Below are 26290 nucleotides of genomic sequence, written 5' to 3' on the forward strand. Positions count from 1 at the left end.
ACAGCTTCACACACCCGTCGGTGGTGCCCGTCAACGACCTCGCGGCAATGGTTCGCCAATGGTGCGGCAATGGCTCGGCAATGGTGACGCCGCCCCAACCGACCGCCGCCGTGCTGGGCGAACACTCGGATTAGGCTGGGCGACAGCAAGCCGTCCCCCGGCAACGTCACCAGGTCAAATGAGGTCAGTCCAGTGCGTGAGTACAGCGTCCCCGCCCGTTTCTCCGTCGGCGAGCGCGACAACGTCGCGGCCGTGGTCTTCGAGCATGAGCGCGACGACCCGGGCTTTGTCATCTACCAACGCCAGATCGACGGCGTCTGGACGGATGTCACGTGCGCCGAGGCCGCCGATCAGATCCGTTCTGCGGCATTGGGTTTGATCTCGCAAGGCGTGCAGGCCGGCGACCGGGTATCGATCTTTTCCGCCACCTGCTACGAGTGGGCGATCCTCGACCTGGCGATCCTGGCGGTGGGGGCCGTCACGGTGCCTATCTACGAGACGTCGTCGGCCGAGCAGGTGCGCTGGGTGCTGCAGAATTCCGAGGCTGTGCTGGCGTTCGCCGAAACCGACGAACACGCTGCGATCGTCACCGAGCTGACCGGCGAGCTGCCGGCGCTGCGCCGGGTGCTGCACATCAACGGTTCCGGTCCCAAGGCGCTCGACCAGCTCGTCGAGGCCGGGGCGTCGGTCGACCCCGGCGAGCTGACCGCCCGGCTCGACGCGTTGCGGGCCGAGGACCCGGCCACGCTCATCTACACGTCGGGCACCACGGGACGGCCCAAAGGCTGCCAGCTCACCCATTCCAACCTGCTGCATGAGATCCGGGGCACCCAGGAGTGCCTGCCGACGTTGCTGCAGGAGGGGCAGCGGCTGCTGGTTTTCCTGCCGCTCGCCCACGTGCTGGCCAGGGCGCTGACCCTGTCCGCGTTCGCCAGCAAGGTCACCGTCGGATTCACCAGCGACATCAAGAACCTGGTGCCGATGTTCGGCGTGTTCAAACCGACCGTTGTGGTGTCGGTTCCGCGGGTGTTCGAGAAGGTGTACAACACCGCCGAGCAGAACGCCGTCAACGACGGCAAGGGCTGGATCTTCAAGCGGGCGGCGCAGACCGCCGTCGACTGGAGCCAGGCCTTCGACGACGGGCGGCCGGGGCCGCTGCTGCGCGCCAAGCACGCCGTGTTCGACCGGCTGGTCTACCACAAGCTGCGCGCCGCGCTGGGCGGCGACTGCCACGCCGCCGTCTCCGGTGGCGCGCCGCTGGGCGCGCGGCTGGGCCACTTCTACCGCGGCGTGGGCCTGACCGTCTACGAGGGCTACGGCCTGACCGAGACCAGCGCGGCCATCACGGTCAACCAGATCGACGGGCTGAAGATCGGAACCGTCGGAAAGCTGGTGCCCGGCAACAGCCTGCGCATCGCCGAGGACAAGGAACTGTTGGTCCGCGGCGGCGTGGTCTTCAGCGGCTACTGGCGCAACGAGCAGGCCACCGAGGAGGCGTTCAGCAACGGCTGGTTCAAGACGGGCGATCTCGGTGCGGTCGACGACGACGGTTTCTTGACGATCACCGGCCGCAAGAAGGAAATCATCGTCACCGCGGGCGGGAAGAACGTCGCCCCCGCGGTGCTCGAAGACCAGCTGCGGGCGCACCCGCTGATCAGCCAGGCGATGGTCGTCGGGGATGCCAAGCCGTTCATCGGCGCCCTGATCACCATCGACCCCGAGGCGTTCGACGGCTGGAAGCAGCGCAACAGCAAGGCGGACGGCGCCTCGGTGGGCGACCTGGCCACCGATCCCGACCTGGTCGCCGAGGTGGACGCGGCCGTGAAGAAGGCCAACCTGTCGGTGTCGCATGCCGAGTCGATCCGCAAATTCCGCATCCTGCCGGTCGATTTCACCGAGGACACCGGTGAACTGACGCCGACGATGAAGGTCAAGCGCAACGTGGTGGCCGAGAAGTTCGCCTCCGACATCGAGGCGATCTACGACAAGGATTAGCTACGAGAAGGGATTAGCGCCAAAGATTAGCCGCGCAGCAGGTCGGCCAGCCGCGCAGCCAGCGTGTCCCAGCGCCACTGCGACATCACCCATTCGCGACCGGCGGCACCCATCGCGGCGGCCCGGTCGCGATCGGTCAGCAACTCGGCGACGGCGTCGGCCACCTTGTCCGCCGAACGGCCGTCGACGACTAGCCCAGTCTTGTTGTGCTGCACCGCTTCTGGGGCTCCACCCGATTGCCCGGCGATAACCGGCACGCCGGTGGCCGAAGCCTCCAGGAAGACGATGCCCAAGCCCTCGACGTCCATTCCCGCGCCGCGAGTGCGGCACGGCATCGCGAACACGTCGGCCAGCGCGTGGTGGGCGGCCAGCTCGGCGGCCGGCACGCCGCCGGTAAATGTCACGTCGTCGGCCACCCCGCACTCCCGGGCCAGCTTCTGCAGCTCCTGCAGGTACGGGCCACCGCCGACGATCACGAGGGCCGCGCCCTCAACGCGTCGCCGGATCGACGACAGCGCCCTGATCAACACGTCTTGGCCTTTGCGCGGGACCAGCCGGGACAGGCACACCACGGTGGGCCGCTCGCCCAGCCGGTAACGCCTGCGCAGCTCGGCGCGGGCGGCCGGATCGGGACGGAACCGGTCGGTGTCCACCCCCGACGGCAGGTATTCCAGCGACGCCGCGGGACCGAAGGCCGTCGCGAATCGAGACCGGGTGTAGCGGCTGACGAAGGTCACGACGTCGGTGCCGTCGCCGATGCGGCGCAACACCGATCGGGCCACCGGAAGCATCGACCAGCCCACTTCGTGGCCGTGCGTGCTGGCCAGCACCCGGGTCGCACCCGCCTGCCGGGCGCGCGGCGCCAGCAGGGCCAGCGGTGCGGCCGCGCCGAACCACACGGTCTCGATGCCGTGCTCGGCGATCAGCCGGCGCATGCGCGCATCGACGGCCGGGCCGGGCAGCATCAGCGTGCCTGGATGGCGTACGACTCGATACCCGTTGGTCCGAGCCCTCTCGTCGAAGGTGTCGGCGCCCTTCCATTGCGGCGCATACACCGTCACCGAATGCGAGCCGGTATCCACAATCCGCCCGACGAACTCCCCCAGGTAGGACTGGATGCCGCCGCGTCGGGGCGGAAAGTCGTTGGTTACCAGCAGGACCCGACTCACCTGCGTCAGGCTATAGGACCAGCCAATGCTTCCAGCGGGCGAGCAGTGCGGCCGGGTCGGTGCCGAGGACGTCGCGCGCGGCCGTGGGCAGGTCCGCATGCCCGGCGCCGCACGCCCCTAGGTAGAAGGCCCGAAGCTTCGCGCCGCCATAGGTATCGGCGACGAAGCGGGCGAACCACCATGCGCGGTCATATCCTGACGAGCGCTGCGGGCCGGGAGTGTCCAGATCGGCGTCCGATGGCAGGGCCACCACGGCCTCGGCCGCTTCGGCGGGCACCGGGGCGGGTGGCCGGGCGACGAAATCCGCGACCCCTTCGCTCAGCCATCGCGGCGCGTCCAGGGCGGTGTCGATGCGTGCCGCGTAGTGAAAAAGCTCGTGGGTCAACACTATTCGCAGTGCGGCTTCGGACATGTTGGCTGCGCCCGGCGCGAACACGATCCGTTGGCCGACCGCCACCCGGTGCGCGGGATCGACGCGGTCGACGACCGTCACCGCCGCGATGTCGGCCCACTGTGCGGCCGGCCCGCCGCCGGCGGCAGAACGAAACTGGTCGTCGGAGCCGGTGGCGACCACCGAAATATCGCGCGGCCAACCGATCCCCCAGAAGGCCTCGACGGCGTCGACCGCGGCGCCGATGTTCGCCGCGATGCGGGACCGCAGGCGATCGGTGGCCGGACCGCCGCCACCGAGCAGACGGACCGCCCGGTCGCGGACGAGCAGCGGCGCCGGCGTGAGGCTCGGGTGGCTCACGGGAGCGGGCGCGGGTTTTGCCGAAGTATCGGGCGCCGCATTCAGTGCCGCGCCCGCAATCAGTTCACCGGCAAAGATCCAGGCCAGCAGGACTTTCAAGCCGCGCCGGGAGCGGCGATCAGTAACGACGGGCGTCGTGGACCGGGCCAGCGGAATTCATCGGCACCACCCGCACGGGCTGGCCGTAGGTGGAGGAATGAATCACCATGCCGTCGCCGACGTAGAGGCCGCTGTGTGACGCGTCGTTATAGAAGGTCACCACGTCGCCAGGCTGCAGATCCGACAGCGCCACCGGCTGACCGCCTTGGGCCTGCGCCTGGCTGGAGTGGGGCAGCGAGATGCCGGCCTGCTGGAAAGCCCACATCACCAGTCCCGAGCAGTCGAACCCGCCGGGCGCCGCACCACCCCACACATAGGGCGATCCGACCTGCGTCAGCGCCGCCTGCACGACCGTCGCGCGGTCACCGCCGCCGACGCCGCCGCCGGGCTGTGGTCCGAACAGTCCGCCGGGGGGTGGAGCCTCGCCCGGCGCAGGGCCGCCGGGCTGTGGCGCACCGGGCGGTAACGCGTCCGGTGCCGGCGCGCCGGGTGCCGGAGCGGCCGCAGGGACGGCCCCGGGGTCGGCGAGCGCGGTCTTCTGGTCTGGCGACAAGGACATGTACTGCGATTTGACGACCGCGATCTGCACCTGCAGCTGGCTCTGCTTGGACTGCAGGCTGGCCCGCACCGCGGCCGCCTGCTCGGCCGCGCTCTTGGCGTCGGCGGCGGACTTGGCGGATGCCTGCTCGGCCTTAGCGGCCTGCTCGCCGGCCATCCGGAAACCCGCCATCTGCTCGCGCATTTGGGTCGCCATCAGCCGCTGCACGGCCAGCTTGTCGATCAGGCCCTGCGGTGATGCCGCGGTCAGCATCGCCTCCATGCCGTCGACGCGGCCGCCCATGTAGGTCGCGGCGGCGAGCTTGTTGACCGCGGTCTGGAAGGTGGCCAGCTTGGCCTTGGCCCCGTCCACCGCGGCCTGGTCGTCGGCGTGCTTCTTCTCCGCCGCCCGCTGCGCCCCCAACTTCGCGTTCAGGTCGAGCTGCGCGCTGTGCATCGCCTCGGTGGTCTGCTCAGCCTGGCGCGATAGCTCGTTGAGTTTCGCCATTGCGTCGTCGGCCGGATCGGCCGCCGCGCTCGCGGCAAGGGCGCCCGCTAAAACCGTCGAGCCCGCCAGTATCCCGACCACCAAACGTGTGAGGGCACGCGCAATCGGATACTCGGAGCCGAAACTCAAGATATTTGCTTCCTTAAACGGCCATCGACGCATCGCGGTCGAGCTGGTTTAGGTCTCAAACAGGTTACGAAACGATATAGGTGTTTGTCTAAACCAGATCGTTAAGAAATTAGAAAGAATTCTGTCATTTCTTTGTGAACGACCGCCGGTGTGCCGCTACCATCCAGGAGTTTTGGCGCACAGGGCAATTACGCCACCCCGGAGCCGCGATCGCGGTGGATCGGCACCAGCCGCAATCGCGGCGCCAGCCCGACTTCGGCGAGCACTTCCAGCGCGGCGCGCTCATCCGCTAACAAAGTTTCCGGTACCCCGAGTAGCACGCTGACCACACAGTCGCGGCATCCCGGTCCGCGCACGGCGCAGTCGTCGCAGTCGATTACCACCGGTTCGCCGCGCGCGGGCGGCGCATTGCCGTTGCTATAGGGGCCGGGGCTATAGGGGCCGTGGTTGTAGGGGCCGCTGCTGTGAGCCATCGGATCGGTCCTCTCGCTTGCGCTCCGGTCGGGCTGTCCACACGCTAACCGCGGGCACCGACAGCTTTCGGCGCCCGACTCCCCCGGGTCTGCCCGGCGTGGGAACACGGCGGGTGTCGGTGCGGGTGCTTAACGTCACCCGCATGGGTGTGACTGGTGGGACTCAGCTGAGTTTCGCCGGCCCGGACTGGACACCCACCGACGAAATCCCGTTGCGTGAAACCACCTTTGTCGTGGTGGATCTGGAGACCACCGGCGGGCGCACCCAGGGCAGCGACGGAACACCGCCCGACGCCATCACCGAAATCGGGGCGGTGAAGGTCCGCGGCGGCGTCGTGCTCGGCGAGTTCGCCACCCTGGTCGACCCCCAGCGCAGCATCCCGCCCCAAATCATGCGGCTCACCGGGATCACCACCGCCATGGTGTGCGACGCCCCGACCATTGACGCCGTGCTGCCGATGTTTCTGGAGTTCGCCGGCGGCTCGGTGTTGGTCGCCCACAACGCCGGGTTCGACATCGGATTCCTGCGCGCCGCCGCGCAGCGCTGCGAAATCCCTTGGCCCCGACCGCAAGTGCTGTGCACGGTCCGGCTGGCCCGTCGGGTGCTGAGCCGCGAGGAAGCCCCCAGCGTGCGGCTGGCCGCGCTGGCACGGCTGTTCGCCGTCGCCGCACAGCCCACGCACCGCGCCCTCGACGACGCCCGCGCCACCGTCGACGTGTTGCATGCCCTGATCGAGCGGGTGGGCAATCAGGGTGTGCACACCTTTGCCGACCTGCGCTCGTATCTGCCTGACGTGACACCGGCCCAGCGCCGCAAAAAGGTGCTCGCCGACGGCCTACCGCATCGGCCCGGCGTCTACCTGTTCCGCGGGCCGGCCGGCGAGGTGCTCTACGTCGGGACCGCCGTCGATCTGCGCCGCCGGGTGAGCCAGTACTTCACCGGGGCCGACCCGCGCGGCCGGATGAAGGAGATGGTCACGCTCGCCACCGCGGTCGACCATGTCGAGTGCGCGCACCCGCTAGAGGCCGGTGTGCGCGAACTGCGGATGCTGGCCGCGCACGCCCCGCCCTACAACCGCCGGTCGAGGTTCCCGCACCGGTGGTGGTGGGTGGCGCTGACCGACGAGGCGTTTCCGCGTTTGTCGGTGCTGCGCTCACCGCGCCACGACCGCGCGGTCGGCCCGTTTCGTTCGCGCACCGATGCCGCCGACACCGCCGGCCTGCTCGCGCGGTTCAGCGGAATCCGAACCTGCACTGCGCGACTGGCCCGCGGCGCGCTACACGGGCCGGCCTGCCCCGAGGCCGAGGTGTCGCCGTGTCCCGCCGCCCGCGACGTCACGGCCACTGAATACGCGGCGTCCGTGGCTCGCGCCGCGGCCCTGATCGACGGCCTCGACAACGGCGCGCTGGACGGGGCGGTGCGTCAGGTCGGAGCGCTCGCCGAGCGTCGTCACTACGAGAGCGCCGCGCGATTGCGCGACCGCACCGCGACCGCCGTCGAGATCCTGTGGCGCGGGCAGCGGCTGCGGGCCCTGGCCGCGGTGGGCGAGCTGATCGCCGCCGCACCGGACGGCAGCGGTGGCTACCACCTGGCCGTCATCCGCTGCGGCCAGCTCGCCGCGGCGGGCAACGCCCGACGAGGGGTGCCGCCGATGCCGGTCGTCGACGCCATTGTGGCTGGCGCGCAATCGATTCTGCGGGCACAAGCCCCGCTGGGCGGCGCGCTGGTCGAGGAGACCGCCCTCATCGCGCGCTGGCTGGCGAACCCGGGGGTGCGCATCGTGCGGGTGGCCGGCGACGACGGCTGGGCCTCACCGCTGCGGTCGGCCGGACCCTGGGCGGCCTGGGCGGCCGCGGCGCGCTCGGCGCGGCTGGCGTGCGAGCAGGCCCTCCGGGATTGGGACTCAGAGCTGCTGCCCGAACCGCACCCAACGCGCGAGCAGCTGTTCGGCCGCGCCGGTGTCGATGGCGGCGCGGGCCCGGGACAACCCGTCCTCCCACGCCGGCAACCATTCGGCGCGGCTGGATAGCCCGGCATGGGCGACCATTGCGCCGGCGGCATTCAGGACGACGGCATCGCGGACCGGTCCCGCGGCACCGGCCAGCACCGCACGCACCTCCGCCGCGTTGGCTTGAGCGTCGCCGCCCAGCAGCTCACCGAGTTCGGCGCGGGCGAACCCGAATCCGGCGGGATCGAAGGTCAGCTTGTCCACCGTGCCCGCCTGCACTCGCCAGATGGTGCTCGTGGTGGTCGTCGTCAGCTCATCGAGACCGTCGTCGCCATGCACAACCAGCACGCTGGAGCCGCGCGCGGCGAACACCCCGGCCATCACCTCGGCCAGCTCGGCGAACGCGCAGCCGATCAACCCGGCCCGCGGCCACGCCGGATTGGTAAGGGGCCCAAGGAGATTGAATACCGTGGGCACACCGATCTCGCGACGCACCGCGGACGCGTGCCGATACGACGGATGGAACACCGGCGCAAAGCAGAACCCGATTCCGACTTCGGCGAGACTGCGCGCGACCTGCTCGGGCCCGAGGTCGATGCGCACCCCGAGCGCCTCCAGTGTGTCGGCGCCGCCCGACAGCGACGACGCCGCGCGGTTGCCGTGCTTGACCACCGGCACGCCCGCGGCCGCGACCACGATCGCCGCCATGGTGGACAGGTTGACGGTGTTCACGCCGTCCCCGCCGGTGCCCACGATGTCGACGGTGTCGTCGCGGATCGCTTCGGCGGGCATCCGCAGTGCGTGGCTCAGCATGACATCGGCCAGCTCGCTGACCTCCGCCGAGGTCGGGCCCTTCATCTTCATCGCCACCGCGAACGCAGCGATCTGAGCCGGCGTCGCGTTTCCCGTCATGACCTGGTCCATCGCCCAGGCGGCCTGACCCCGAGCGAGCTCCCGCCCGTCCGTCAGACGAGCCAGGACCTGCGGCCACGACGATGCCGAGCCGGCGGGGCCCGGTGCGGACCCCCCGCGCGACGAAGTCTCGGATGACAGAGCCACGCGCTGATGGTCCCACGAGTACCAACCGCCCCCCAACCGCCGCCGGAGGCACACCGACAGCGGCACAGGCACGACGCGCGAAACGCCAATTTCAGACCCGGGTAGAGTTCGACAACTACAAAGCGTCATACTTGCGGATGTGACCAGCGCTGTGGGGACCTCGGGTACTGCGATCACGTCACGGGTGCATTCGCTCAATCGCCCAAACATGGTCAGTGTCGGCACCATAGTGTGGCTTTCCAGCGAGCTGATGTTCTTTGCTGGACTGTTCGCGTTCTACTTCACGGCCCGCGCGCAGGCCGGTGGGAACTGGCCGCCGCCGCCGACCGAGTTGAATCTGTACCAGGCCGTCCCGGTGACGCTGGTGCTGATCGCCTCGTCTTTCACCTGCCAGATGGGGGTTTTCGCGGCCGAACGCGGCGACGTCTTCGGGCTGCGCCGGTGGTACGTGATCACCTTCCTAATGGGCCTGTTCTTCATCCTGGGTCAGGCATACGAGTACTTCCACCTGACCACGCACGGCACGACGATCCCCAGCAGCGCCTACGGCAGCGTGTTCTACCTGGCCACCGGCTTCCACGGGTTACACGTCACCGGCGGGCTGATCGCGTTCATCTTCCTGCTGGCGCGCACCGCGATGACCAAGTTCACCCCGGCGCAGGCGACGGCCAGCATCGTCGTCTCCTACTACTGGCATTTCGTGGACATCGTGTGGATCGCGCTGTTCACCGTGATCTATTTCATCCGATGAAGGCCGGGGCTTTCGAAGAGGAATGAACAGGAGTGCTCGGTTGAAGAGACTGAGGTCTATCCGGTCCGGTGGCAGCGAGCCCCGGGGTCAGCGCAGTGATCGCGCGCGGCGGCGTCTGCGCCGCCGATTGTCGGGCGGCCTGCTGCTGCTGATCGCGCTGACCGTGGCCGGCGGGCTGGCGGCGGTGCTGACCCCCCGGCCGCAGGTGGCCGTCGCCGACGAGTCGTCCTCGGCGCTATTGCGTACCGGCAAACAGCTTTTCGACACTTCCTGTGTGTCCTGCCACGGCGCCAACCTGCAGGGCGTGCCCGACCACGGTCCCAGCCTCATCGGGGTCGGCGAGGCGGCCGTCTACTTCCAGGTGTCCACCGGCCGGATGCCCGCTATGCGCGGTGAGGCCCAGGCCCCGCGCAAGGACCCGGTCTTCGACGAGGCGCAGATCGATGCCATCGGCGCCTACGTGCAGGCCAACGGCGGCGGTCCGACCGTGACTCGCAACCCCGACGGCAGCGTCTCGATGCAGTCGCTGCGCGGGACCGACCTGGGTCGCGGCGGCGACCTGTTCCGGCTCAACTGCGCCTCTTGCCACAACTTCACCGGGAAGGGCGGGGCGCTGTCGTCCGGCAAGTTCGCACCCGACCTTGGGCCCGCCAATGAGCAGCAGATCCTCGACGCGATGCTGACCGGACCGCAGAACATGCCGAAGTTCTCCGACCGCCAGCTTTCCTTCGAGGCCAAGCGAGACATCATCGGCTATGTGCGGACCGTCGCCGAAGAGCGCCAGCCGGGCGGCTACGGCCTCGGTGGATTCGGACCCGCTCCCGAGGGCATGGCGATGTGGATCATCGGGATGGTCGCCGCGATCGGGCTGGCACTGTGGATTGGGGCGAGATCATGAGCGACGGCTCGAACATCCCCACCGGCTCCGACACCGACAAGAGCGCCGGGGCGGCCCGGGAGCCCAACGAGGCTGCGCTGGCCGAGATGTCCAATGACGAACTGGTGGCGCTGGGCGGCAAGATCGACGGCGTCGAGACCGTCTACAAGGAGCCTCGCTGGCCGGCCTCAGAAACCAAGGCCGAGAAGCGCGCGGAGCGCGGGGTGGCCCTGTGGCTGTTGCTGGGCGGTTTCTTCGGGCTGGCGCTGCTGCTGATCTTCTTGTTCTGGCCGTGGGAGTACAAGCCCAGGGAAGCCGCGGGAAGCTTGTGGTACTCGCTGACCACGCCGCTGTACGGGCTGACCTTCGGGCTGTCCATCCTGGCGATCGCCGTCGGGGCGCTCCTGTTCCAGAAAAGGTTTATCCCAGAAGAGATTTCGATTCAGGAACGCCACGACGGCGCCTCCCGCGAAATCGACCGCAAGACCGTGGTGGCGAACCTCACCGACGCCTACCAGGGTTCGACGATCGGGCGCCGCAAGCTCGTCGGACTGTCGCTGGGCATGGGCCTGGGCGCATTCGGCCTCGGCACGCTGGTCGCGTTCGCGGGTGGCCTGATCAAAAACCCGTGGAAACCGGTGGTGCCCACCGCGGATGGCAAGAAGGCGGTTTTGTGGACGTCCGGCTGGACCCCGCGCTACCACGGCGAGACCATCTATCTGGCGCGGGCCACCGGCTCGCACGACAGCGCGCCATTCGTCAAAATGCGCCCGGGAGACATGGACGCGGGCGCAATGGAGACGGTGTTCCCGTGGCGGGAGTCCGACGGCGACGGCACCACCGCGGAGTCACACGAAAAGCTCACCGCGATCAAGCTCGGTGTGCGAAATCCGGTGATGCTCATCCGGATCCGGCCCACCGACATGTCCCGCGTGGTCAAACGGCAGGGTCAGGAAAGCTTCAACTTCGGCGAGTTCTTCGCCTTCACCAAGGTCTGCTCGCATCTGGGTTGCCCGTCGTCGCTCTACGAACAGCAGTCCTACCGGATCTTGTGCCCGTGTCACCAATCGCAGTTCGACGCATTGCATTTCGCCAAGCCGATCTTCGGGCCGGCGGCGCGTGCGTTGGCGCAACTGCCGATCACCATCGACACCAACGGGTATCTGGTCGCCAACGGTGACTTCATCGAGCCTGTCGGACCGGCATTTTGGGAGAGGACGACGACATGAGTCCCAAATTGAGTCCACCGAAGATCGGCGATGTCCTGGCCAAACAGGGCGAGGATATCGACACGCGCTATCACCCGTCGGCGGCCGTGCGCAGACAGCTCAACAAGGTCTTCCCGACGCACTGGTCGTTCCTGCTCGGCGAGATCGCGCTCTACAGCTTCATCGTGCTGCTGCTGACGGGCGTGTACCTGACGCTGTTCTTCGACCCGTCCATGACCGAGGTCACGTACAACGGTGTCTACCAACCACTTCGCGGTGTCGAGATGTCGCGCGCCTACGAAACAGCGCTGAACATCTCGTTCGAAGTCCGGGGTGGCCTCTTCGTCCGACAGGTCCATCACTGGGCCGCGTTGATGTTCTCCGCGGCGATCATGGTGCACCTGGCCCGCATCTTCTTCACCGGAGCGTTCCGCCGGCCACGCGAGGCCAACTGGATCATCGGTTCGCTGCTGCTGATCCTGTCCATGTTCGAGGGCTACTTCGGTTACTCGCTGCCCGACGACCTGCTGTCGGGCATCGGGCTGCGGGCCGCGCTCTCGTCGATCACCCTCGGCATGCCGGTGATCGGAACCTGGCTGCACTGGGCGCTTTTCGGCGGCGACTTCCCGGGTGACATCCTGATCCCGCGGCTCTATGCGATCCACATCCTGCTGATACCGGGAATCATCCTGGCGCTCATCGGATTACATCTGGGGTTGGTGTGGTTCCAGAAGCACACCCAGTTCCCCGGCCCAGGCCGCACCGAGCACAACGTCGTCGGCGTGCGCGTGATGCCGGTGTTCGCCGTCAAGTCCGGCGCGTTTTTCGCCGCCATCGTCGGTGTGCTGGGCCTGATGGGTGGGCTGCTGCAGATCAACCCGATCTGGAACCTGGGTCCCTACAAGCCATCTCAGGTGTCGGCCGGCTCACAGCCCGACTTCTACATGATGTGGACCGAGGGCTTGGCCCGCATCTGGCCGCCGTGGGAGTTCTACTTCTGGCATCACACCATCCCCGCCCCGGTGTGGGTGGCGCTGATCATGGGCCTGGTTTTCGTCCTGCTGACCATCTATCCGTTCCTCGAGAAGCGATTCACCGGTGACTACGCGCACCACAACCTGCTGCAACGGCCGCGGGACGTGCCGGTACGCACCGCGATCGGTGCGATGGCGATCTCCTTCTACATGGTGCTGACCCTGGCGGCGATGAACGACATCATCGCCTTCAAGTTCCACATCTCGCTGAACGCGACGACGTGGATCGGGCGCATCGGCATGGTGATCCTGCCGCCGTTCATCTTCTTCATCACCTATCGGTGGTGCATCGGGCTGCAGCGCAGCGACCGCGCGGTGCTCGAGCACGGCGTCGAAACCGGCATCATCAAGCGGCTGCCGCACGGTGCCTACATCGAGCTGCATCAGCCGCTCGGCCCGGTCGACGCGCACGGCCACCCGATACCGCTGGAGTACCAGGGGGCGCCCGTGCCGAACAAGATGAACCGGCTGGGCTCGGGCGGAACGCCGGGTCACGGCAGCTTCTTGTTCGCCGATCCGCCGTCCGAGGACGCGGCGCTGCGCGAGGCGACTCACGCCGCCGAACAACGTGCCCTGACCGCCCTACGGGAGCACCAGGACAGCATCGTCGGTTCCAACGGCGAGCACGGCGAGCACTAGCCGAGCGCCGGCCGACGCTGCCGCAGTGTGCGGGGGTGGCGCCCTGCGCGCACACTCAACGCCCTCATCGCACACTGGCCGGCCGCTAAGCCGCTAAGCCGCTAAGACGGTCAGCGCTCGGCGGCCAGGCCGCGCAGTTGCCTGACATGGAACCACTCGACCGCCGGCATCGCCGCGGTGACGAGCCCGGCCAGCACGTAGCCGACCCACGACGCGCCGTCGTGGCCGACGGCCATCAGGTAGGTCGCGGCCGCGACCGCGATCAGCGCGGCACCCATCGTGCCCGCCAGGATCACCGTGCCGCGCAACCAGACCCGGTCCACCGCCGCGCCGGACCACTCGGCCGCCGGGTCCCCGGACTGCACGGTGTGCGCGCGTGCGCGTTCCGTCGCGGTGCGTGCGCCGGGCCCGCCCGGCCGCAGCGCGGTTCTCACCGGCGCGCGCGCCGGAGCGGTCGCCGACCGGACGGCCGGATCGGCCTGAGCCACGCGCCGGGCCCGCAACAGCACCGGGATCGCGCCGGCGATGATCAGCGCGGAAACGACGATGACGACGTACAACACCCACGTGGTGTGCGAGCCTCCCCCGGTCGTTTTGTGGAAGCCGCTGCCGAGATCGGACAGCGCGACGGCGGCGGCCACGCTGACGCCCAGCAACACCAGCCAGATGGCTGCGCACGCCCCGACCAGGATGCGGTCGACGACCTCCGGCGGAATGGTGTCCGACCCGCGCCGGTAGGCGGAGTATCTGCTCACCATCAGCAGCTCGTCTGCGGTGAGTCATTGTTGTTCGACGACAGCACCGCCCCGTCGCTGGTGGTGATCGAGCAATTGAGCCTGCTGAGCCGGAACAGGCTGGACGCCTGCACCGATCCGACGTCGGACGTCGAGATCGGTGTCACGGTCATCGACCAGGGGATGTACACGTTGTGCTGGGTGCGGGACCGTCCGGACGCGTCGACGTAAGTCACCGAAATGATGTCGCCCGGCGCTTTCGTGCCGGTCACCGAGTAGGTGACTTGCCGCGGCCCGGCCGGTGTCGGCGGAGGCGGCGGAGGTGGCGGCGTGGTGGTCGTGAACTCGTCCTGCACCGGCGGCGTGGACGGCGTGGTGGTGGCGGGGTTGGCGAGCTTGTTGGTGTCGGTGCGCGTAACCAGCAACGACACCGAGACCACCAGCGCGATCGCCGCGACGATCGCCGCAACGCCCACGATCCACGGCCAGCGCGGGGCGGCGTGTTCGTCGCCGTGGTCGGCTGACGCGTCGTAGCCGTCGTAGTCGTAGAGCGCCATGTCGGCCGGGACGTAGGGACCGGTCATGAAATGCTCGGACTCCGGCGCGGAGTAGGCCCGCGAATACGCGTCCGTCTGGCCCGTGTCATCTGCGGCCGCCAGTTCGGCGCTGTCGTCGAACCGTCGCTCTTCGGGTTCAGCGAGAGGTTCCGCCTCTTCGCCGGGCGCTCCGCCGGAATCGGGTTCGTGGCTGAGCTCACTGGCGGATTCGGGTTCCTCAGGTTCCCGTCCCGGGGGTTTCGGCCCGTTCATGTCTGTCTGCCCTGTCCAACTGCCTCACCAGCGCGCGGGGCTCTACGGTCGAGCCGTTGTGCGCGCGCTCGGGAAATTGTCATTGTGCCTGGGCAAACCCTACCGAACCGAGTGGGGCAATTGACTTTAGCGGCGGGGCCGCCGGTCAACTGATGCCCGGATTGTGACCTTCGAGTCGCAAATCAGTGCTTCTCCGGACCCAGGTAGTACTCGAACACCAGACCCGCTGCCGTCGCAAGGACGAACACCACGCCGGCGACGATCAACCACGGCAGCCACAGCGCGATACCGACGGCGGCCACCGAGCCGGACAACGCGACCAGTATCGGCCACCAACTGTGCGGCGCGAAGAACCCCAATTCGCCTGCGCCGTCGCTGATCTCGGCGCCCTCGTAGTCCTCGGGCCGGGTGTCGAGCCGGCGGGCGACGAAGCGGAAGAACGTCGCCACGATCAGCGCCAGACCGCCCGTCAGTGCCAGCGCGGTGGTCCCCGCCCACTCCTCGCCGCCGGTGGCGAACATCGCGGTCAGCACCCCGTACAGCACCGCCGTGACCAAGAAGAACGCGGCGACGAACTCGAACAGCCTCGCTTCGATGTGCATTGAGTGTCCTAACCTACTGGCTTGCCGTCATTTCGCCGCGGCGGGTTTCGAACGGGTGTGTGGTCACGGCGACCGGGGATTGATTGATCGCCTGCAACGCCTGGGCGTTGGTCTTTCCGTCGATCCGTTGCTGCAGGTAGGCCTTGAAATCGTTGGGTTGGACCACGCGAACCTCGAAGTTCATCATCGAGTGATACGTGCCGCACATCTCGGCGCAGTGCCCGACGAATGCCCCGGTCTTGGTGATCTCTTCGACCTGGAAGACGTTGACGGAGTTGTTCGCGACGGGGTTGGGCATCACGTCGCGCTTGAACAGGAATTCGGGCACCCAGAACGCGTGCACGACGTCGGCCGACGCCATCTGGAATTCGATGCGCTTGCCGGCCGGCAACACCAGAACCGGAATTTCGGTGCTGGTTCCCAGGGTCTCGACCTTGTCGAAGTTGAGGTAGGTCCGGTCTTCGGTGTTGAGGCCTCGCACGGGGCCGACGAGCTCCTCGCCGTGCTTGTCCTTGCCCTCGGGCTTGGACACCATGGCCTTCTTGCGGGCCTCGTCGGCGCCCTCGTAGGTCAGGGTGCCGTCTTTGAAGTTGACGCGCTGATAGCCGAACTTCCAGTTCCACTGGAACGAGGTGATGTCGATCACGACCTCGGGGTCCTTGGCCAGGTGCAGCATCTTCTCCTGAACCACGACCGTGAAGTAGAACAGCACCGAGATGATGAGGAACGGCGTGACGGTGAGCACCAGCTCCAGTGGCATGTTGTAGCCGAACTGGCGGGGCAGCTCGGTGTCGGTCGCCTTCTTGCGGTGGAAGGCGGCGGACCAGAAGATCAGGCCCCACACGATGACGCCGACGACCAGCGAGGCGATCACCGCGCCGATCCACAGCTCGCGGTTGAGGTGTCCCTCCGGGGTGATGCCCTCCGGCCAGCCCATGGCCAGCGCCTCCGACCAGCTGCATCCGCTCAGGCTTATCGCCAGTACGCCCAGCATTAGGGCCAGCGCCAGCGGCCGAAGTCCCTTGAACCTGCGCTGCGACAGACGTTGCGAACGGGCCTGCTCGCGAGGTGTCACGTTGGCGCCTCCTGCTTGGAAAATCGAATACTACGCAGCGTAGACCACGCCACTCAGCGCGGCGACGAAACCCCGGCCGGTCGCGGCCGCGCGGCGTCGCGCCCCGCAAAAGTGCGGCATACTGGGGCGCCGTGTGTGGTCTGCTGGCGTTCGTCGCGGCCCCGGAGGGCGCCGACGCCACCCGAGCCGACAGCGCAATCGCGCGCGCCTTGCACCTGATGCGGCATCGCGGGCCCGACGAGCCGGGCGGATTGTTCGACCCTGGTGGCGATGGGGCCGTCGTGTTCGGTTTCAACCGGCTGTCCTTCATCGACATCGCCCATTCCCATCAGCCGCTGCATTGGGGACCCCCGGGGGCGCCCGACCGCTACGTGCTGGTGTTCAACGGGGAGATCTACAACTACCTGGAGCTGCGCGAGGAGCTGGCCACTGCGCATGGCGCCGTTTTCGCCACCGAGGGTGACGGCGAGGCGATCGTCGCGGGATTTCACTACTGGGGCATCGAGGTCCTGACTCGGCTGCGCGGCATGTTCGCCTTCGCGTTGTGGGACACGGTCAACCGCGAATTATTTTGCGCGCGTGACCCTTTCGGCATCAAACCGCTTTTCATGGCCACCGGCCCCGGCGGTACCGCCGTGGCCAGCGAGAAGAAATGCCTACTGGATCTGGCCGAATTGATCGGCTTCGACATGGCCATCGACGAGCGGGCGGTGCAGCACTACACGGTGCTGCAGTACGTGCCGGAGCCCGAGACGCTGCATCGCGGGGTGCGGCGACTGGAATCGGGCTGCTACGCCATGATCCGGCCGGGGCAGCTCGAGCCCGACGTGACCCGCTACTTCGTACCGCGGTTTGCCGCCACGCCGATCACCCGCGATACCGAACAGGCCCGCTTCGACGAGATCACCGCGGTGCTCGAGGATTCGGTGGCCAAGCACATGCGCGCCGACGTGACCGTCGGTGCATTCCTGTCGGGCGGGATCGACTCCACCGCGATCGCGGCGCTGGCCATCCGGCACAATCCCCGGCTGATCACGTTCACCACCGGTTTCGAGCGCGAGGGGTTCTCCGAGATCGACGTCGCCGTGGCCTCGGCCGAGGCGATCGGTGCCCGCCACATCGCCAAGGTCGTGAGTCCGGACGAGTTCGTCGCCGCCCTGCCTGAGATCGTGTGGTACCTCGACGAGCCCGTCGCCGACCCGGCGCTGGTGCCGCTGTTCTTCGTCGCCCGCGAGGCCCGCAAGCACGTCAAGGTGGTGCTGTCGGGTGAAGGGGCCGACGAGTTGTTCGGCGGCTACACGATCTATCGGGAACCGCTGTCGCTCAAGCCTTTCGAGTATCTGCCGCGGCCGCTGCGGCGTTCGATGGGCAAGGTGTCCAAGCCGCTGCCGGAGGGCATGCGCGGCAAGAGCCTGCTGCACCGCGGATCGCTGACGCTCGAGGAGCGCTACTACGGCAACGCCCGCAGTTTCTCCGATGCGCAGCTGCGCGACGTGCTGCCGGGATTCCGCGACGAGTGGACGCATACGGATGTGACCGCGTCGATCTACGCCGAATCGCGCGGCTGGGACCCGGTGGCCCGCATGCAGCACATCGACCTGTTCACCTGGCTGCGCGGCGACATCCTGGTCAAGGCGGACAAGATGACGATGGCCAACTCGCTGGAGCTCCGGGTGCCGTTCCTGGATCCCGAGGTGTTCGCGGTGGCCTCGCGGCTGCCGGTAGAGGCGAAGATCACACGAACGACGACCAAGTACGCGCTGCGGCGCGCCCTGGCGCCCATTGTCCCGGCGCACGTGCTGCACCGGCCCAAGCTCGGGTTCCCGGTCCCGATCCGGCACTGGCTGCGCGCGGGTGAGCTGGTGGAGTGGGCCTACGCGATGGTGGACTCGTCGCAGGCCGATCACCTTGTCGACACCGCCGCCGTGCGCCGGATGCTCGACGAACACCGAAGCGGCAGCAGCGATCACAGCCGCCGGCTATGGACGGTGCTGATCTTCATGCTTTGGCACGCGATCTTCGTCGAGCACAGCGTGGTACCCGAGATCCGCGAGCCGGTCTACCCCGTGCAGCTCTAGCGGCGAGCAAGCGAACTAGGCGAGTACGGCCGCGATCTCGTTGGCCGCGTCGTCGCCGTACGCGCCGGCCAGCCGGCTCTGCGCGACCTCGTGGTCCCAGGTCCACTCCTGGGTTCCGGTCGACTCCAGCACCAGTACGGCGACCAGCGAGCCCAGCTGCGCCGAACGCTCCACGGTCAGGCCCGCGCTGCGCCCGGTAAGGAACCCGGCCCGGAAGGCGTCGCCGACGCCGGTGGGGTCGACCTGGCTGGTTTCGGGCACCACGTCGACGTGGACGGTGTTGCCGTCGCGGTCGACCACGTCCACGCCCTTGGCGCCCAGCGTGGTCACCCGCAGGTCGACCTGCGCCATCACGTCTTCCTCCGACCAGCCGGTCTTGGACCGCATCAGGTCCCACTCGTAGTCGTTGGTGAACAGGTAGGTGGCGCCGTCGATGAGCTTGCTGATCTCGGCGCCGGACAGCCGGGCCAGCTGCTGGGACGGGTCGGCGGCGAAGGGCAGCCCGAGCTCGCGGCACTCCTCGGTGTGCACCACCATCGCGTCCGGGTCGTTGGCCCCGATGATCACTAAGTCCGGGGTGCCGATCCCCGAGACGACGTCGGCGAGCTTGATGTTGCGGGCCTCCGACATCGCGCCCGGATAGAACGACGCGATCTGGGCCATGTCGATGTCGGTCGTGCACACGAAACGTGCCGTGTGCGCGGTCTCGGAGATCAGCACGTGGTCGCAGTTGACGCCGTGGCCCCGCAGCCAGTCGCGGTAGTCGCCGAAGTCGTCGCCCGCGGCGCCGATCAGTGCGACGTCACCACCCAGCACACCGATGGCGTAGGCGATGTTCCCGGCCACTCCGCCGCGGTGGATCACCAGGTCGTCGACGAGAAAGCTGAGCGATACCTTCTGCAGGTGTTCAGGCAGCAGCTGTTCGGAAAATCGGCCGGGAAACCGCATCAAGTTGTCGGTCGCAATCGAACCAGTCACCGCGATCGTCACGAAATCTCCATCCTTCGTTAGTAAGGTTATCTAGCTTACTCAGGCGTATCCACTGTCGTTGCGTCCGCGGTCGGCGCGCGCGGCCGTGCGCTAGCCTGCCAAGGGAACTCACTCAAGTCGCCGGGACCCGAATACTCGGGCGGTATCGGTTCGTGTCCCGTCTACCACCGTAGGAGAACCACATGGGCGGTCCGCACCCGCCGAACCACGCTGTCGGCGCCGACGGACCCGCGCCCTACTCGCAGCCGGTCGAGTTCCCGCAGGAGCCCATCGCCGGCGACCCCACGTTCGCGCCGCCGCCATCCCCACCCCCGGGATATCCGAAGCGGCGGTCCAAGCGGCGCTTGATCATCGGCGTTTTGCTGGCCGTCTTGCTGGTCGCCGCGACGACGGTGGCGATCGTGTTCGGGGTTCGCACGAACGGGGCCAGTACCGGCGCCGCGTTCTCCGAGGCGTCGGCCAAATCGGCGATTCAGGGGTATCTCGACGCGCTCGAGCGCCGCGACACCGACAACATCGTCCGCAACGCGCTGTGTGGCCTGTACGACGCCGTGCGCGACAAGCGGTCCGACCAGGCCCTGGCCAAGCTGAGCAGCGACGCGTTCCGCAAGCAGTTCTCCGAGGTCGAGGTGACCTCGGTCGACAAGATCGTGTACCTGTCGCAGTATCAGGCCCAGGCGCTGTTCACGATGCGGGTCTCGCCCGCGGCCGGCGGCCCGATGCGCGGCGACGTGCAGGGCGTCGCGCAGCTGCTATTCCAGCGCGGCGAGACGCTGGTGTGCTCGTACGTGCTACGTACCGGGGGTTCGTACTAGCCCGGCCGGACCGTCAGTTGAACGAGTCCCCGCAGGCGCATGAACCGGTGGCGTTGGGGTTGTCGATGGTGAAGCCCTGCTTCTCGATGGTGTCCACGAAGTCGATGGAGGCGCCTTGCACGTACGGCGCGCTCATCCGGTCCACGGTCAAGGTCACGCCACCGAAGTCGGCGGTCAGATCGCCGTCCAGGGTGCGGTCGTCAAAGAAGAGGTTGTAGCGCAGCCCCGCGCATCCGCCCGGCTGAACCGCGATTCGCAGCGCCAGGTCGTCGCGTCCCTCCTGGTCGAGCAGGGACTTCGCCTTGGTGGCGGCGGCCTCGGTCAGGATCACGCCGTGGGTCTTGGCGCTCGACTCGTTCTGCACCGTCATTGCTTCTCCTACATGCCTCATTGTTTGGGGTGGGTCACCCGCGGTCGGAGCACCACTCGGGGAAACTCACTCCCTCAACGGTACCTTGCGGGACCGCTATTCCCGAGTCGCTCGGCCACCTCGGACGCCAACCCCATGAGCTGATTGGCGGCGTCGGCCAGCGCCAGCCGCACCGATCCAGCGTGGTCGGCGATCGACAGGGCGGCCATGATGCCCGCCGATCGCACCGTCGATTTTTCCAAATCGACCTGACCGGCGAGCACGATCACCGGAATACCCAGCGGGCGGGCCCTACCGGCGAGCCAGCCGACCACCTTTCCGTGCAGGGATTGCTCGTCGAACCGGCCTTCACCGGTGACGATCAGCTCGGCGGTCTCGAGGTCGTCGGCCAGGTTGGTGTGCTCGGCGATGATGTCCGCGCCGGACTCGCTGCGGCCGCCGAGCGCCAACAGCGCGGCGCCGATGCCGCCGGCGGCGCCCGCGCCCGGTTCGGAGCTCACATCGCGCCCGGCCACCGCTTCGAGTTCCAGCGCCCACGCCTCGAGGCGGACTTCGAGCGCCGCGACGGTCGCGGTGTCCGCGCCCTTCTGCGGCCCGAACATTCTGGCGGCTCCCCACGGCCCCAACAGCGGGTATTCGGTGTCGGAGGCGGCGATCAGGTCCACGTCAGCCAGTTGCTGCCGCGCGACTTCCAGGCCGCCCAGCTCGGCGACCAGGCCCTGCCCGCCGTCGGTCGAGGCGCTGCCCCCCAGCCCCACTACGATCCGCTTGGGCGCGGCGCCCAGCGCCTCGGCGATGAGCTGTCCGACTCCCCTGCTGTGGGCCGCCATCGCGGTCTCCGGGGAGGGATGGGCGCCCAGCAACGCCAGACCGCACGCCTGCGCGCACTCCAGATACGCGGTTGCCGAGCCCCGATCGAACACCCACTCGGCATCGACCGGGGCGTTCAGCGGCCCGGATACCCGCGCTCGCCGCTTCTCGCCGAGCCGACTGGCCAGCACGTCGATGAAGCCCGGTCCGCCGTCGGACTGCGGGGCGACGATGAACCGGTCCCCCGGACGTGACCGGGTCCAGCCCGTGGCGATGGCGGCCGCCGCCTCGACGGCCGTGAGGCTGTCGCCGTAGCAATCCGGGGCCACCAGGACCTGCATGGCCGGCAGCTGGAGTCGACCGGGCGCGAGGCCAGCGGCAGCATCATCCGAGGCCATCGAGCCGTCGTCCATCACAGGCAGCCATTCATCAGAGGTAAGCGTAGGTGCATCGGCGTGCTGGAGCATGACTAATCTCGACGCCGTCCGGGGCCATTTCGGCGCGGACGGCCCGCGAAGTAACCTGGCGACTGTGAAGTTGCTGGGCCGCAAGAAAACCCATGAAGACGACCTCGACGGGGGTTCGACGGCGCTGGTCGCGCCCGAGCCGGCCGATCCCGCCGAAACGGCGGCCCGCTCGCGCAAGACCGATCCCAAGGGTCGGCCGACGCCCAAGCGCACCGATGCCCGGCGCAGCACCCGCAAGGGTCCGGTCGCGCCGGCGCCGATGACGGCCGCCGAGGCGCGGGCCCGGCGCAAATCGCTGCGAGGCCCGAAACTGTCCCGCGACGCGCGACGGGCCGAACGAGCCGTGAGCCGGGCACGGATGTCGGATCGCCGGGAGCGCATGATGGCCGGCGAAGAGGCCTACCTGCTGCCACGCGATCAGGGCCCGGTGCGCCGGTACGTGCGCGATGTGGTGGATTCCCGGCGCAACTTCCTGGGGCTGTTCATGCCGTCCACGCTGGCGTTGCTGTTCATCATGTTCGGTGTTCCGCAGCTGCAGCTCTACATCTCTCCGGCGATGCTGGTCCTGATGGCCGTGATGAGCGTCGACGGGCTCATTCTCGGCCGCAAAGTCAACAAGCTTGTCGACGTGAAGTTCCCGAACAACACCGAAAGCCGTTGGAAGCTAGGGCTTTACGCCGCCAGCCGGGCCTCCCAAATGCGCCGGATGCGGACGCCCCGGCCTCAAGTCAAGCACGGCAGCAGTGTCGATTGACCCTCGCCTGAAAGCCGTCTGACCCCGGTGCGCACCCTGGTGCTCGGCGGGATCAGGTCGGGCAAATCCCGGTGGGCGGAGGAAGCCATCGCCTCGTCGCTGGCGCCCGGTCAGCCGGTCCGCTACCTGGCCCCCGGGCCGGCAGGGCACTCCGACGAGGCATGGGCAGACCGCGTGACGCAGCACCGCGACCGTCGGCCCGCGCATTGGTCGACGGTCGAAACCGACGACATCACAACCCAATTGCGGCGGTCGCCCGATACTCCGACGCTCGTCGACGACCTCGGCGGCTGGCTGACCGGCACGCTGGACCGCCACCAGGCGTGGGAGAACGGGTCGGCGGCAACCGCGGTCGCGGAGACGATCGAGGACATGATCGCCGCGGTCGGCGCGTTCGGATCCACGCTGGTGCTGGTCAGCCCGGAAGTCGGGCTGACCGTGGTGCCGGCCACCGCGTCGGGCCGACGGTTCGCCGACGAACTGGGCACCGTCAACCAACGCGTCGCCGCGTTGTGCGACCGCGTCGTGCTGGTGATCGCCGGCCAGGCGGTACCTATCAAACCGCCGGGAACGTGATGGAATTCACTCCGATTTCGTCGCCCGACGCCGCCGCCGCGGCCGCCGCCCGTGCGCGGCAGGACACGCTGACCAAGCCGCGGGGGGCGCTGGGCCGGCTCGAAGACCTGTCGGTCTGGGTCTGCTCGTGCCAGGGGCAATGCCCGCCGCGCCAGTTCGAGCGCGCGCGGGTGGTGGTGTTCGCCGGCGACCACGGCGTCGCCCGCTCCGGGGTGTCGGCCTACCCGCCGGAAGTGACCGCGCAGATGGTCGCCAACATCGACGCGGGCGGGGCGGCGATCAACGTGCTGGCCGATGTCGCCGGGGCCACCGTGCGCGTCGCCGACCTGGCGGTGGACGCCGACCCGCTCTCGGAACGCATCGGCTCCCACAAAGTGCGGCGCGGCAGCGGCGATATCGCCGTCGAGGACGCGCTGACGGACGAGGAGACCGCCCGGGCGATCGCGGCCGGACGGTCTATCGCCGACGAGGAGGTCGACGCCGGGGCCGACTTGCTGATCGCCGGTGACATGGGTATCGGAAACACCACTGCCGCAACGGTTTTGGTGGCGGCGCTGACGAACGCCGAGCCGGTTGCGGTGGTCGGCTTCGGGACCGGGGTCGACGACGCCGGCTGGTCACGCAAGACCGCCGCGGTCCGCGACGCCCTGTTTCGGACTCAAAAGGTGCTGCCCGACCCGGTCGGACTGCTGCGCTGCTGCGGCGGCGCGGACCTGGCCGCGATGGCGGGCTTTTGCGCGCAGGCCGCGGTGCGGCGCACACCGCTGCTGCTGGACGGGATGGCGGTGACGGCCGCCGCGTTGGTCGCCGAGCGCCTGGCGCCGGGCGCCAGGCAGTGGTGGCAGGCCGGTCACCGGTCCACCGAGCCGGGGCACGCGCTGGCCTTGGCGGCTCTCGAGCTGGAGCCGCTTCTGGATCTGCGCATGCGGCTCGGCGAGGGCACCGGCGCTACCGCGGCGCTGCCGCTGCTGCGCGCCGCGGTGGCCGCGCTGTCATCAATGGCGACGTTCACCGACGCCGGTGTGTCCACGCGCTCCGACGGTGCTCCCCCACCGTGATGCGTTCACTGGCAACGGCTTTCGCGTTCGGCACGGTGGCGCCGCGTGTCGGAACCGCGCCGATGGGTCGCGGCGCCATGACCGCGCTGCCGGTGGTCGGCGTGGCGCTGGGGATGCTGGCCGCGGCGGTCACATGGGGCGGCGCGCGCGCCTTCGGCGCGTCCAGCCCGCTGCCGGGGCTACTCGCGGTCGCGGCGCTGCTGCTCGCCACCCGCGGCCTGCACATCGACGGCGTGGCCGATACGGCCGACGGGCTGGGCTGCTACGGGCCGGCGCCGCGCGCACTGGCGGTGATGCGCGACGGCTCGACCGGACCGTTCGGCGTGGTCGCCGTCGTACTCGTGATCACGTTGCAAGGGTTGGCCTTTTCGTCCCTTGGTCCCGCCGCGATCGTCGTAGCCGTCGCCGCGGGCCGCGTCACCGCGGTGCTGGCCTGCCGGCGAGCCGTGGCCGCGGCCGAAGGCAGCGCGCTGGGGGCGCGGGTTGCGGGAACGCAGCCCGCGCCGGTGGTGGCCGGGTGGCTCGCGGTGCTGCTCGCCGCTTCGCTGGCGGCGGGCCCGCGGCCGTGGCAGGGCCCGGTCGCGGTGCTGCTGGCGGTGTGCTGCGGCGCGGCGCTGGTGGCGCATTGCGTGCGCCGCTTCGGCGGCATCACCGGCGACGTGTTGGGGGCGGCCATCGAATTGACGACGACGGTCAGCGCCGTGGCGCTGGCGGCGTTGGTGCGGTTTTAGCGGCCCTTCTAGGCGGCCGAACGTGACGCTGCAGTCACGTTCGGCGACCAGCGTGACTGCAGCGTCACGCTCGCCGGTGAACCGCTAGTCCGAGCCGGCTAGCCCAGCCGCGACATCCAGCCGTGGGTGTCGGCGAAGGTCCCGCGCTGTATCCCGGTCAGCGTGTCGCGCAGCGCCATCGTCACTTCCCCGGGCTGGCCGTCGGCGATGCTGAACTCGGCATCGCCGTACTTCACCTGCGAGACCGGGGTGATGACGGCCGCGGTGCCGCAGGCGAACACCTCCGTGATCTCCCCCGCGGCGGCCTTCTTCTGCCACTCGTCGATATCGATCTTGCGTTCTTCGACCGCGAATCCGGCGTCAATGGCCAACTGCAGCAACGAATCCCGCGTGATCCCGGGCAATAGCGACCCGGACAGCTCGGGGGTGACCAGCCGCGCCGATCCGCCGCTGCCGAGCACGAAGAACAGGTTCATGCCGCCCATCTCTTCGACGAACCGGCGCTCCACGGCGTCCAGCCAGACGACTTGGTCGCAGGCGTTCTCCGCCGCCTGGGCCTGAGCCAGCAGCGACGCGGCATAGTTGCCGCCGAACTTGGCCGCTCCGGTGCCGCCGGGGCAGGCCCGCACGTATTCCGTCGACACCCAGACGCTGACCGGGCTGATGCCACCCTTGAAGTAGGCGCCGGCCGGCGACGCGATCAGCAGGTAGCGGTACAGCTTGGCCGGCCGCACCCCCAGCCCCGACTCCGTCGCGAAGATGAACGGCCGCAGATACAGCGCCTCTTCGCCGCCGGCCCGGGGCACCCATGCATTGTCGACGGCGACGAGTTGGCGCAGGGATTCGAGGAACAGCTCGTCGGGGAGCTCGGGAATCGCGAGCCGCCGCGCCGACGAGCGCATCCTGGCCGCGTTGGCGTCGGGGCGAAACGAGACGATCGAACCGTCCGCCCAGCGATAGGCCTTGAGCCCCTCGAACACCTCTTGCGCGTAGTGCAGCACGATCGCGGACGGGTCCAGCTGGATCGGGCCGTAAGGGATGACCCGCGCGTTGTGCCAACCTTGGTCCTCGGCGTAGTCGATCGAGACCATGTGGTCGGTGAAGTATTTGCCGAAACCCGGGTCGGCCAGAATCGCTGCGCGTTCGGCGTCGCTCGCCGGATTCGACGTGCGCATCACCGTGAACTCACGCGAGCCGCTGGTCATGGCGCCGATTGTATCCCTGCGCGCGAACGGGTTTTTGC

Annotated in this window: 24 protein-coding genes and 1 pseudogene; 12 read left to right on the forward strand and 13 right to left on the reverse strand. The window is 68.7% G+C overall.

What is annotated here, in order from left to right; all coding sequences use genetic code 11:
* Nucleotides 1-192 precede the first annotated feature (192 nt).
* Nucleotides 193-1995 (forward strand): AMP-dependent synthetase/ligase, encoded by a 1803-nt coding sequence (locus tag ACQI5H_RS19885; RefSeq protein WP_427081028.1) that lies wholly within the window; start codon nucleotides 193-195, stop codon nucleotides 1993-1995.
* Nucleotides 1996-2021: 26 nt separating this feature from the next.
* Here the strand turns inward: ACQI5H_RS19885 and pimB are convergent, their stop codons facing one another.
* From pimB to ACQI5H_RS19905, 4 genes are all read right to left on the reverse strand, one after another.
* Complete coding sequence (pimB, locus tag ACQI5H_RS19890; protein ID WP_427081029.1) at nucleotides 2022-3164, reverse strand: GDP-mannose-dependent alpha-(1-6)-phosphatidylinositol monomannoside mannosyltransferase; 1143 nt, start codon at nucleotides 3162-3164, stop codon at nucleotides 2022-2024.
* Nucleotides 3165-3174: 10 nt separating this feature from the next.
* Nucleotides 3175-4005 carry a hypothetical protein gene (locus tag ACQI5H_RS19895; RefSeq protein WP_427081060.1) on the reverse strand — a complete coding sequence of 277 codons (831 nt, stop codon included), beginning with the start codon at nucleotides 4003-4005 and terminating at the stop codon, nucleotides 3175-3177.
* 28 nt (nucleotides 4006-4033) lie between these two features.
* Nucleotides 4034-5188 carry a peptidoglycan hydrolase RipC gene (gene ripC, locus ACQI5H_RS19900; RefSeq protein ID WP_427081030.1) on the reverse strand — a complete coding sequence of 385 codons (1155 nt, stop codon included), beginning with the start codon at nucleotides 5186-5188 and terminating at the stop codon, nucleotides 4034-4036.
* A gap of 188 nt (nucleotides 5189-5376) precedes the next feature.
* Nucleotides 5377-5661, reverse strand: coding sequence for a hypothetical protein (locus ACQI5H_RS19905; RefSeq protein ID WP_427081031.1), 285 nt, complete (start codon nucleotides 5659-5661; stop codon nucleotides 5377-5379).
* A 143-nt stretch (nucleotides 5662-5804) separates the two neighbouring features.
* Between ACQI5H_RS19905 and ACQI5H_RS19910 the strand changes: the two are divergent.
* Nucleotides 5805-7628: pseudogene (locus tag ACQI5H_RS19910) on the forward strand (DEDD exonuclease domain-containing protein); the annotation flags it as partial.
* Here the strand turns inward: ACQI5H_RS19910 and trpD are convergent.
* Nucleotides 7566-8669 (reverse strand): anthranilate phosphoribosyltransferase, encoded by a 1104-nt coding sequence (trpD, locus tag ACQI5H_RS19915; protein ID WP_427081032.1) that lies wholly within the window; start codon nucleotides 8667-8669, stop codon nucleotides 7566-7568. The pseudogene ACQI5H_RS19910 and the gene trpD overlap by 63 nt on opposite strands.
* A gap of 139 nt (nucleotides 8670-8808) precedes the next feature.
* Here trpD and ACQI5H_RS19920 point away from each other — a divergent pair, with 139 nt between their 5' ends.
* Genes ACQI5H_RS19920 through ACQI5H_RS19935 form a run of 4 tightly spaced genes read left to right on the forward strand, consistent with a single transcriptional unit; the run spans nucleotide 8809 to nucleotide 13178 of the window.
* The gene (locus ACQI5H_RS19920) at nucleotides 8809-9420 is read left to right on the forward strand and encodes an aa3-type cytochrome oxidase subunit III (protein WP_076122789.1); all 612 of its coding nucleotides are present in this window, start codon (nucleotides 8809-8811) and stop codon (nucleotides 9418-9420) included.
* A 22-nt stretch (nucleotides 9421-9442) separates the two neighbouring features.
* Entirely contained in the window at nucleotides 9443-10318 is an 876-nt protein-coding gene (locus tag ACQI5H_RS19925) for a cytochrome c (protein WP_427081033.1), read from the forward strand.
* Complete coding sequence (locus tag ACQI5H_RS19930) at nucleotides 10315-11526, forward strand: ubiquinol-cytochrome c reductase iron-sulfur subunit (protein WP_427081034.1); 1212 nt, start codon at nucleotides 10315-10317, stop codon at nucleotides 11524-11526. The genes ACQI5H_RS19925 and ACQI5H_RS19930 overlap by 4 nt, the downstream gene beginning before the upstream one ends.
* On the forward strand, nucleotides 11523-13178 hold the full coding sequence (locus ACQI5H_RS19935; RefSeq protein WP_427081035.1) for a cytochrome b: 1656 nt from the start codon (nucleotides 11523-11525) through the stop codon (nucleotides 13176-13178). Before ACQI5H_RS19930 ends, ACQI5H_RS19935 begins: the two co-directional genes overlap by 4 nt.
* A gap of 110 nt (nucleotides 13179-13288) precedes the next feature.
* Here the strand turns inward: ACQI5H_RS19935 and ACQI5H_RS19940 are convergent, their stop codons facing one another.
* From ACQI5H_RS19940 to ACQI5H_RS19955, 4 genes are all read right to left on the reverse strand, one after another.
* Nucleotides 13289-13936, reverse strand: coding sequence for a DUF2561 family protein (locus tag ACQI5H_RS19940; RefSeq protein ID WP_427081036.1), 648 nt, complete (start codon nucleotides 13934-13936; stop codon nucleotides 13289-13291).
* Nucleotides 13936-14721, reverse strand: coding sequence for an MmpS family transport accessory protein (locus tag ACQI5H_RS19945; RefSeq protein WP_427081037.1), 786 nt, complete (start codon nucleotides 14719-14721; stop codon nucleotides 13936-13938). The genes ACQI5H_RS19940 and ACQI5H_RS19945 overlap by 1 nt, the downstream gene beginning before the upstream one ends.
* Nucleotides 14722-14903: 182 nt before the next feature.
* Nucleotides 14904-15323, reverse strand: a complete 420-nt coding sequence (locus ACQI5H_RS19950; protein WP_076062315.1) for a cytochrome c oxidase subunit 4 — start codon at nucleotides 15321-15323, stop codon at nucleotides 14904-14906.
* 13 nt (nucleotides 15324-15336) lie between these two features.
* Nucleotides 15337-16398 (reverse strand): cytochrome c oxidase subunit II, encoded by a 1062-nt coding sequence (locus ACQI5H_RS19955; protein ID WP_427081038.1) that lies wholly within the window; start codon nucleotides 16396-16398, stop codon nucleotides 15337-15339.
* Between the two features lie 131 nt (nucleotides 16399-16529).
* Between ACQI5H_RS19955 and asnB the strand changes: the two genes are divergently transcribed.
* Nucleotides 16530-18476, forward strand: a complete 1947-nt coding sequence (asnB, locus tag ACQI5H_RS19960) for an asparagine synthase (glutamine-hydrolyzing) (protein WP_427081039.1) — start codon at nucleotides 16530-16532, stop codon at nucleotides 18474-18476.
* A 15-nt stretch (nucleotides 18477-18491) separates the two neighbouring features.
* Here asnB and ACQI5H_RS19965 read toward each other — a convergent pair whose 3' ends face one another.
* A complete protein-coding gene (locus ACQI5H_RS19965) occupies nucleotides 18492-19466 on the reverse strand; it encodes a carbohydrate kinase family protein (RefSeq protein WP_427081040.1) in 975 nt (324 codons plus the stop codon).
* 182 nt (nucleotides 19467-19648) lie between these two features.
* Between ACQI5H_RS19965 and ACQI5H_RS19970 the strand changes: the two genes are divergently transcribed.
* The gene (locus tag ACQI5H_RS19970; protein WP_427081041.1) at nucleotides 19649-20281 is read left to right on the forward strand and encodes a hypothetical protein; all 633 of its coding nucleotides are present in this window, start codon (nucleotides 19649-19651) and stop codon (nucleotides 20279-20281) included.
* A 13-nt stretch (nucleotides 20282-20294) separates the two neighbouring features.
* Here the strand turns inward: ACQI5H_RS19970 and ACQI5H_RS19975 are convergent, their stop codons facing one another.
* Together ACQI5H_RS19975 and ACQI5H_RS19980 are read right to left on the reverse strand one after the other, a co-directional pair.
* Nucleotides 20295-20651: a HesB/IscA family protein gene (locus ACQI5H_RS19975; RefSeq protein WP_076123117.1), complete on the reverse strand. Its 357-nt coding sequence runs from the start codon at nucleotides 20649-20651 to the stop codon at nucleotides 20295-20297.
* 74 nt (nucleotides 20652-20725) lie between these two features.
* On the reverse strand, nucleotides 20726-21802 hold the full coding sequence (locus ACQI5H_RS19980) for a glycerate kinase (protein ID WP_427081042.1): 1077 nt from the start codon (nucleotides 21800-21802) through the stop codon (nucleotides 20726-20728).
* Between the two features lie 250 nt (nucleotides 21803-22052).
* Between ACQI5H_RS19980 and ACQI5H_RS19985 the strand changes: the two genes are divergently transcribed.
* The 4 genes from ACQI5H_RS19985 to ACQI5H_RS20000 are packed head-to-tail and all read left to right on the forward strand — an operon-like array spanning nucleotide 22053 to nucleotide 25047.
* Entirely contained in the window at nucleotides 22053-22682 is a 630-nt protein-coding gene (locus ACQI5H_RS19985; protein ID WP_427081061.1) for a DUF3043 domain-containing protein, read from the forward strand.
* Between the two features lie 27 nt (nucleotides 22683-22709).
* Nucleotides 22710-23258 (forward strand): bifunctional adenosylcobinamide kinase/adenosylcobinamide-phosphate guanylyltransferase, encoded by a 549-nt coding sequence (locus ACQI5H_RS19990; RefSeq protein WP_427081043.1) that lies wholly within the window; start codon nucleotides 22710-22712, stop codon nucleotides 23256-23258.
* On the forward strand, nucleotides 23255-24316 hold the full coding sequence (cobT, locus tag ACQI5H_RS19995) for a nicotinate-nucleotide--dimethylbenzimidazole phosphoribosyltransferase (RefSeq protein WP_427081044.1): 1062 nt from the start codon (nucleotides 23255-23257) through the stop codon (nucleotides 24314-24316). Before ACQI5H_RS19990 ends, cobT begins: the two co-directional genes overlap by 4 nt.
* Complete coding sequence (locus ACQI5H_RS20000; RefSeq protein WP_427081045.1) at nucleotides 24313-25047, forward strand: adenosylcobinamide-GDP ribazoletransferase; 735 nt, start codon at nucleotides 24313-24315, stop codon at nucleotides 25045-25047. The genes cobT and ACQI5H_RS20000 overlap by 4 nt, the downstream gene beginning before the upstream one ends.
* Before the next feature lie 98 nt (nucleotides 25048-25145).
* On the opposite strand, the gene ACQI5H_RS20005 is transcribed toward ACQI5H_RS20000, so the two are convergent.
* A complete protein-coding gene (locus ACQI5H_RS20005) occupies nucleotides 25146-26252 on the reverse strand; it encodes a branched-chain amino acid aminotransferase (RefSeq protein WP_427081046.1) in 1107 nt (368 codons plus the stop codon).
* Nucleotides 26253-26290 lie beyond the last annotated feature (38 nt).

This window comes from Mycobacterium heidelbergense, assembly GCF_050205645.1.
In the GTDB taxonomy this organism is placed as follows: Bacteria; Actinomycetota; Actinomycetes; order Mycobacteriales; family Mycobacteriaceae; genus Mycobacterium; species Mycobacterium heidelbergense_A.

Excerpts from the sequence above, each read along its gene's own strand:
- ACQI5H_RS20005 (WP_427081046.1), bottom strand. The coding sequence starts at position 26,252 with ATGACCAGCGGCTCGCGTGAGTTCACGGTGATGCGCACGTCGAATCCG.
- ACQI5H_RS19935 (WP_427081035.1), top strand. The coding sequence starts at position 11,523 with ATGAGTCCCAAATTGAGTCCACCGAAGATCGGCGATGTCCTGGCCAAA.
- ACQI5H_RS19950 (WP_076062315.1), bottom strand. The coding sequence starts at position 15,323 with ATGCACATCGAAGCGAGGCTGTTCGAGTTCGTCGCCGCGTTCTTCTTG.
- ACQI5H_RS19925 (WP_427081033.1), top strand. The coding sequence starts at position 9,443 with ATGAACAGGAGTGCTCGGTTGAAGAGACTGAGGTCTATCCGGTCCGGT.
- ACQI5H_RS19970 (WP_427081041.1), top strand. The coding sequence starts at position 19,649 with ATGGGCGGTCCGCACCCGCCGAACCACGCTGTCGGCGCCGACGGACCC.
- ACQI5H_RS19930 (WP_427081034.1), top strand. The coding sequence starts at position 10,315 with ATGAGCGACGGCTCGAACATCCCCACCGGCTCCGACACCGACAAGAGC.
- ACQI5H_RS19975 (WP_076123117.1), bottom strand. The coding sequence starts at position 20,651 with ATGACGGTGCAGAACGAGTCGAGCGCCAAGACCCACGGCGTGATCCTG.
- ACQI5H_RS19940 (WP_427081036.1), bottom strand. The coding sequence starts at position 13,936 with ATGGTGAGCAGATACTCCGCCTACCGGCGCGGGTCGGACACCATTCCG.
- ACQI5H_RS19945 (WP_427081037.1), bottom strand. The coding sequence starts at position 14,721 with ATGAACGGGCCGAAACCCCCGGGACGGGAACCTGAGGAACCCGAATCC.
- ACQI5H_RS19905 (WP_427081031.1), bottom strand. The coding sequence starts at position 5,661 with ATGGCTCACAGCAGCGGCCCCTACAACCACGGCCCCTATAGCCCCGGC.
- ACQI5H_RS19980 (WP_427081042.1), bottom strand. The coding sequence starts at position 21,802 with ATGCAGGTCCTGGTGGCCCCGGATTGCTACGGCGACAGCCTCACGGCC.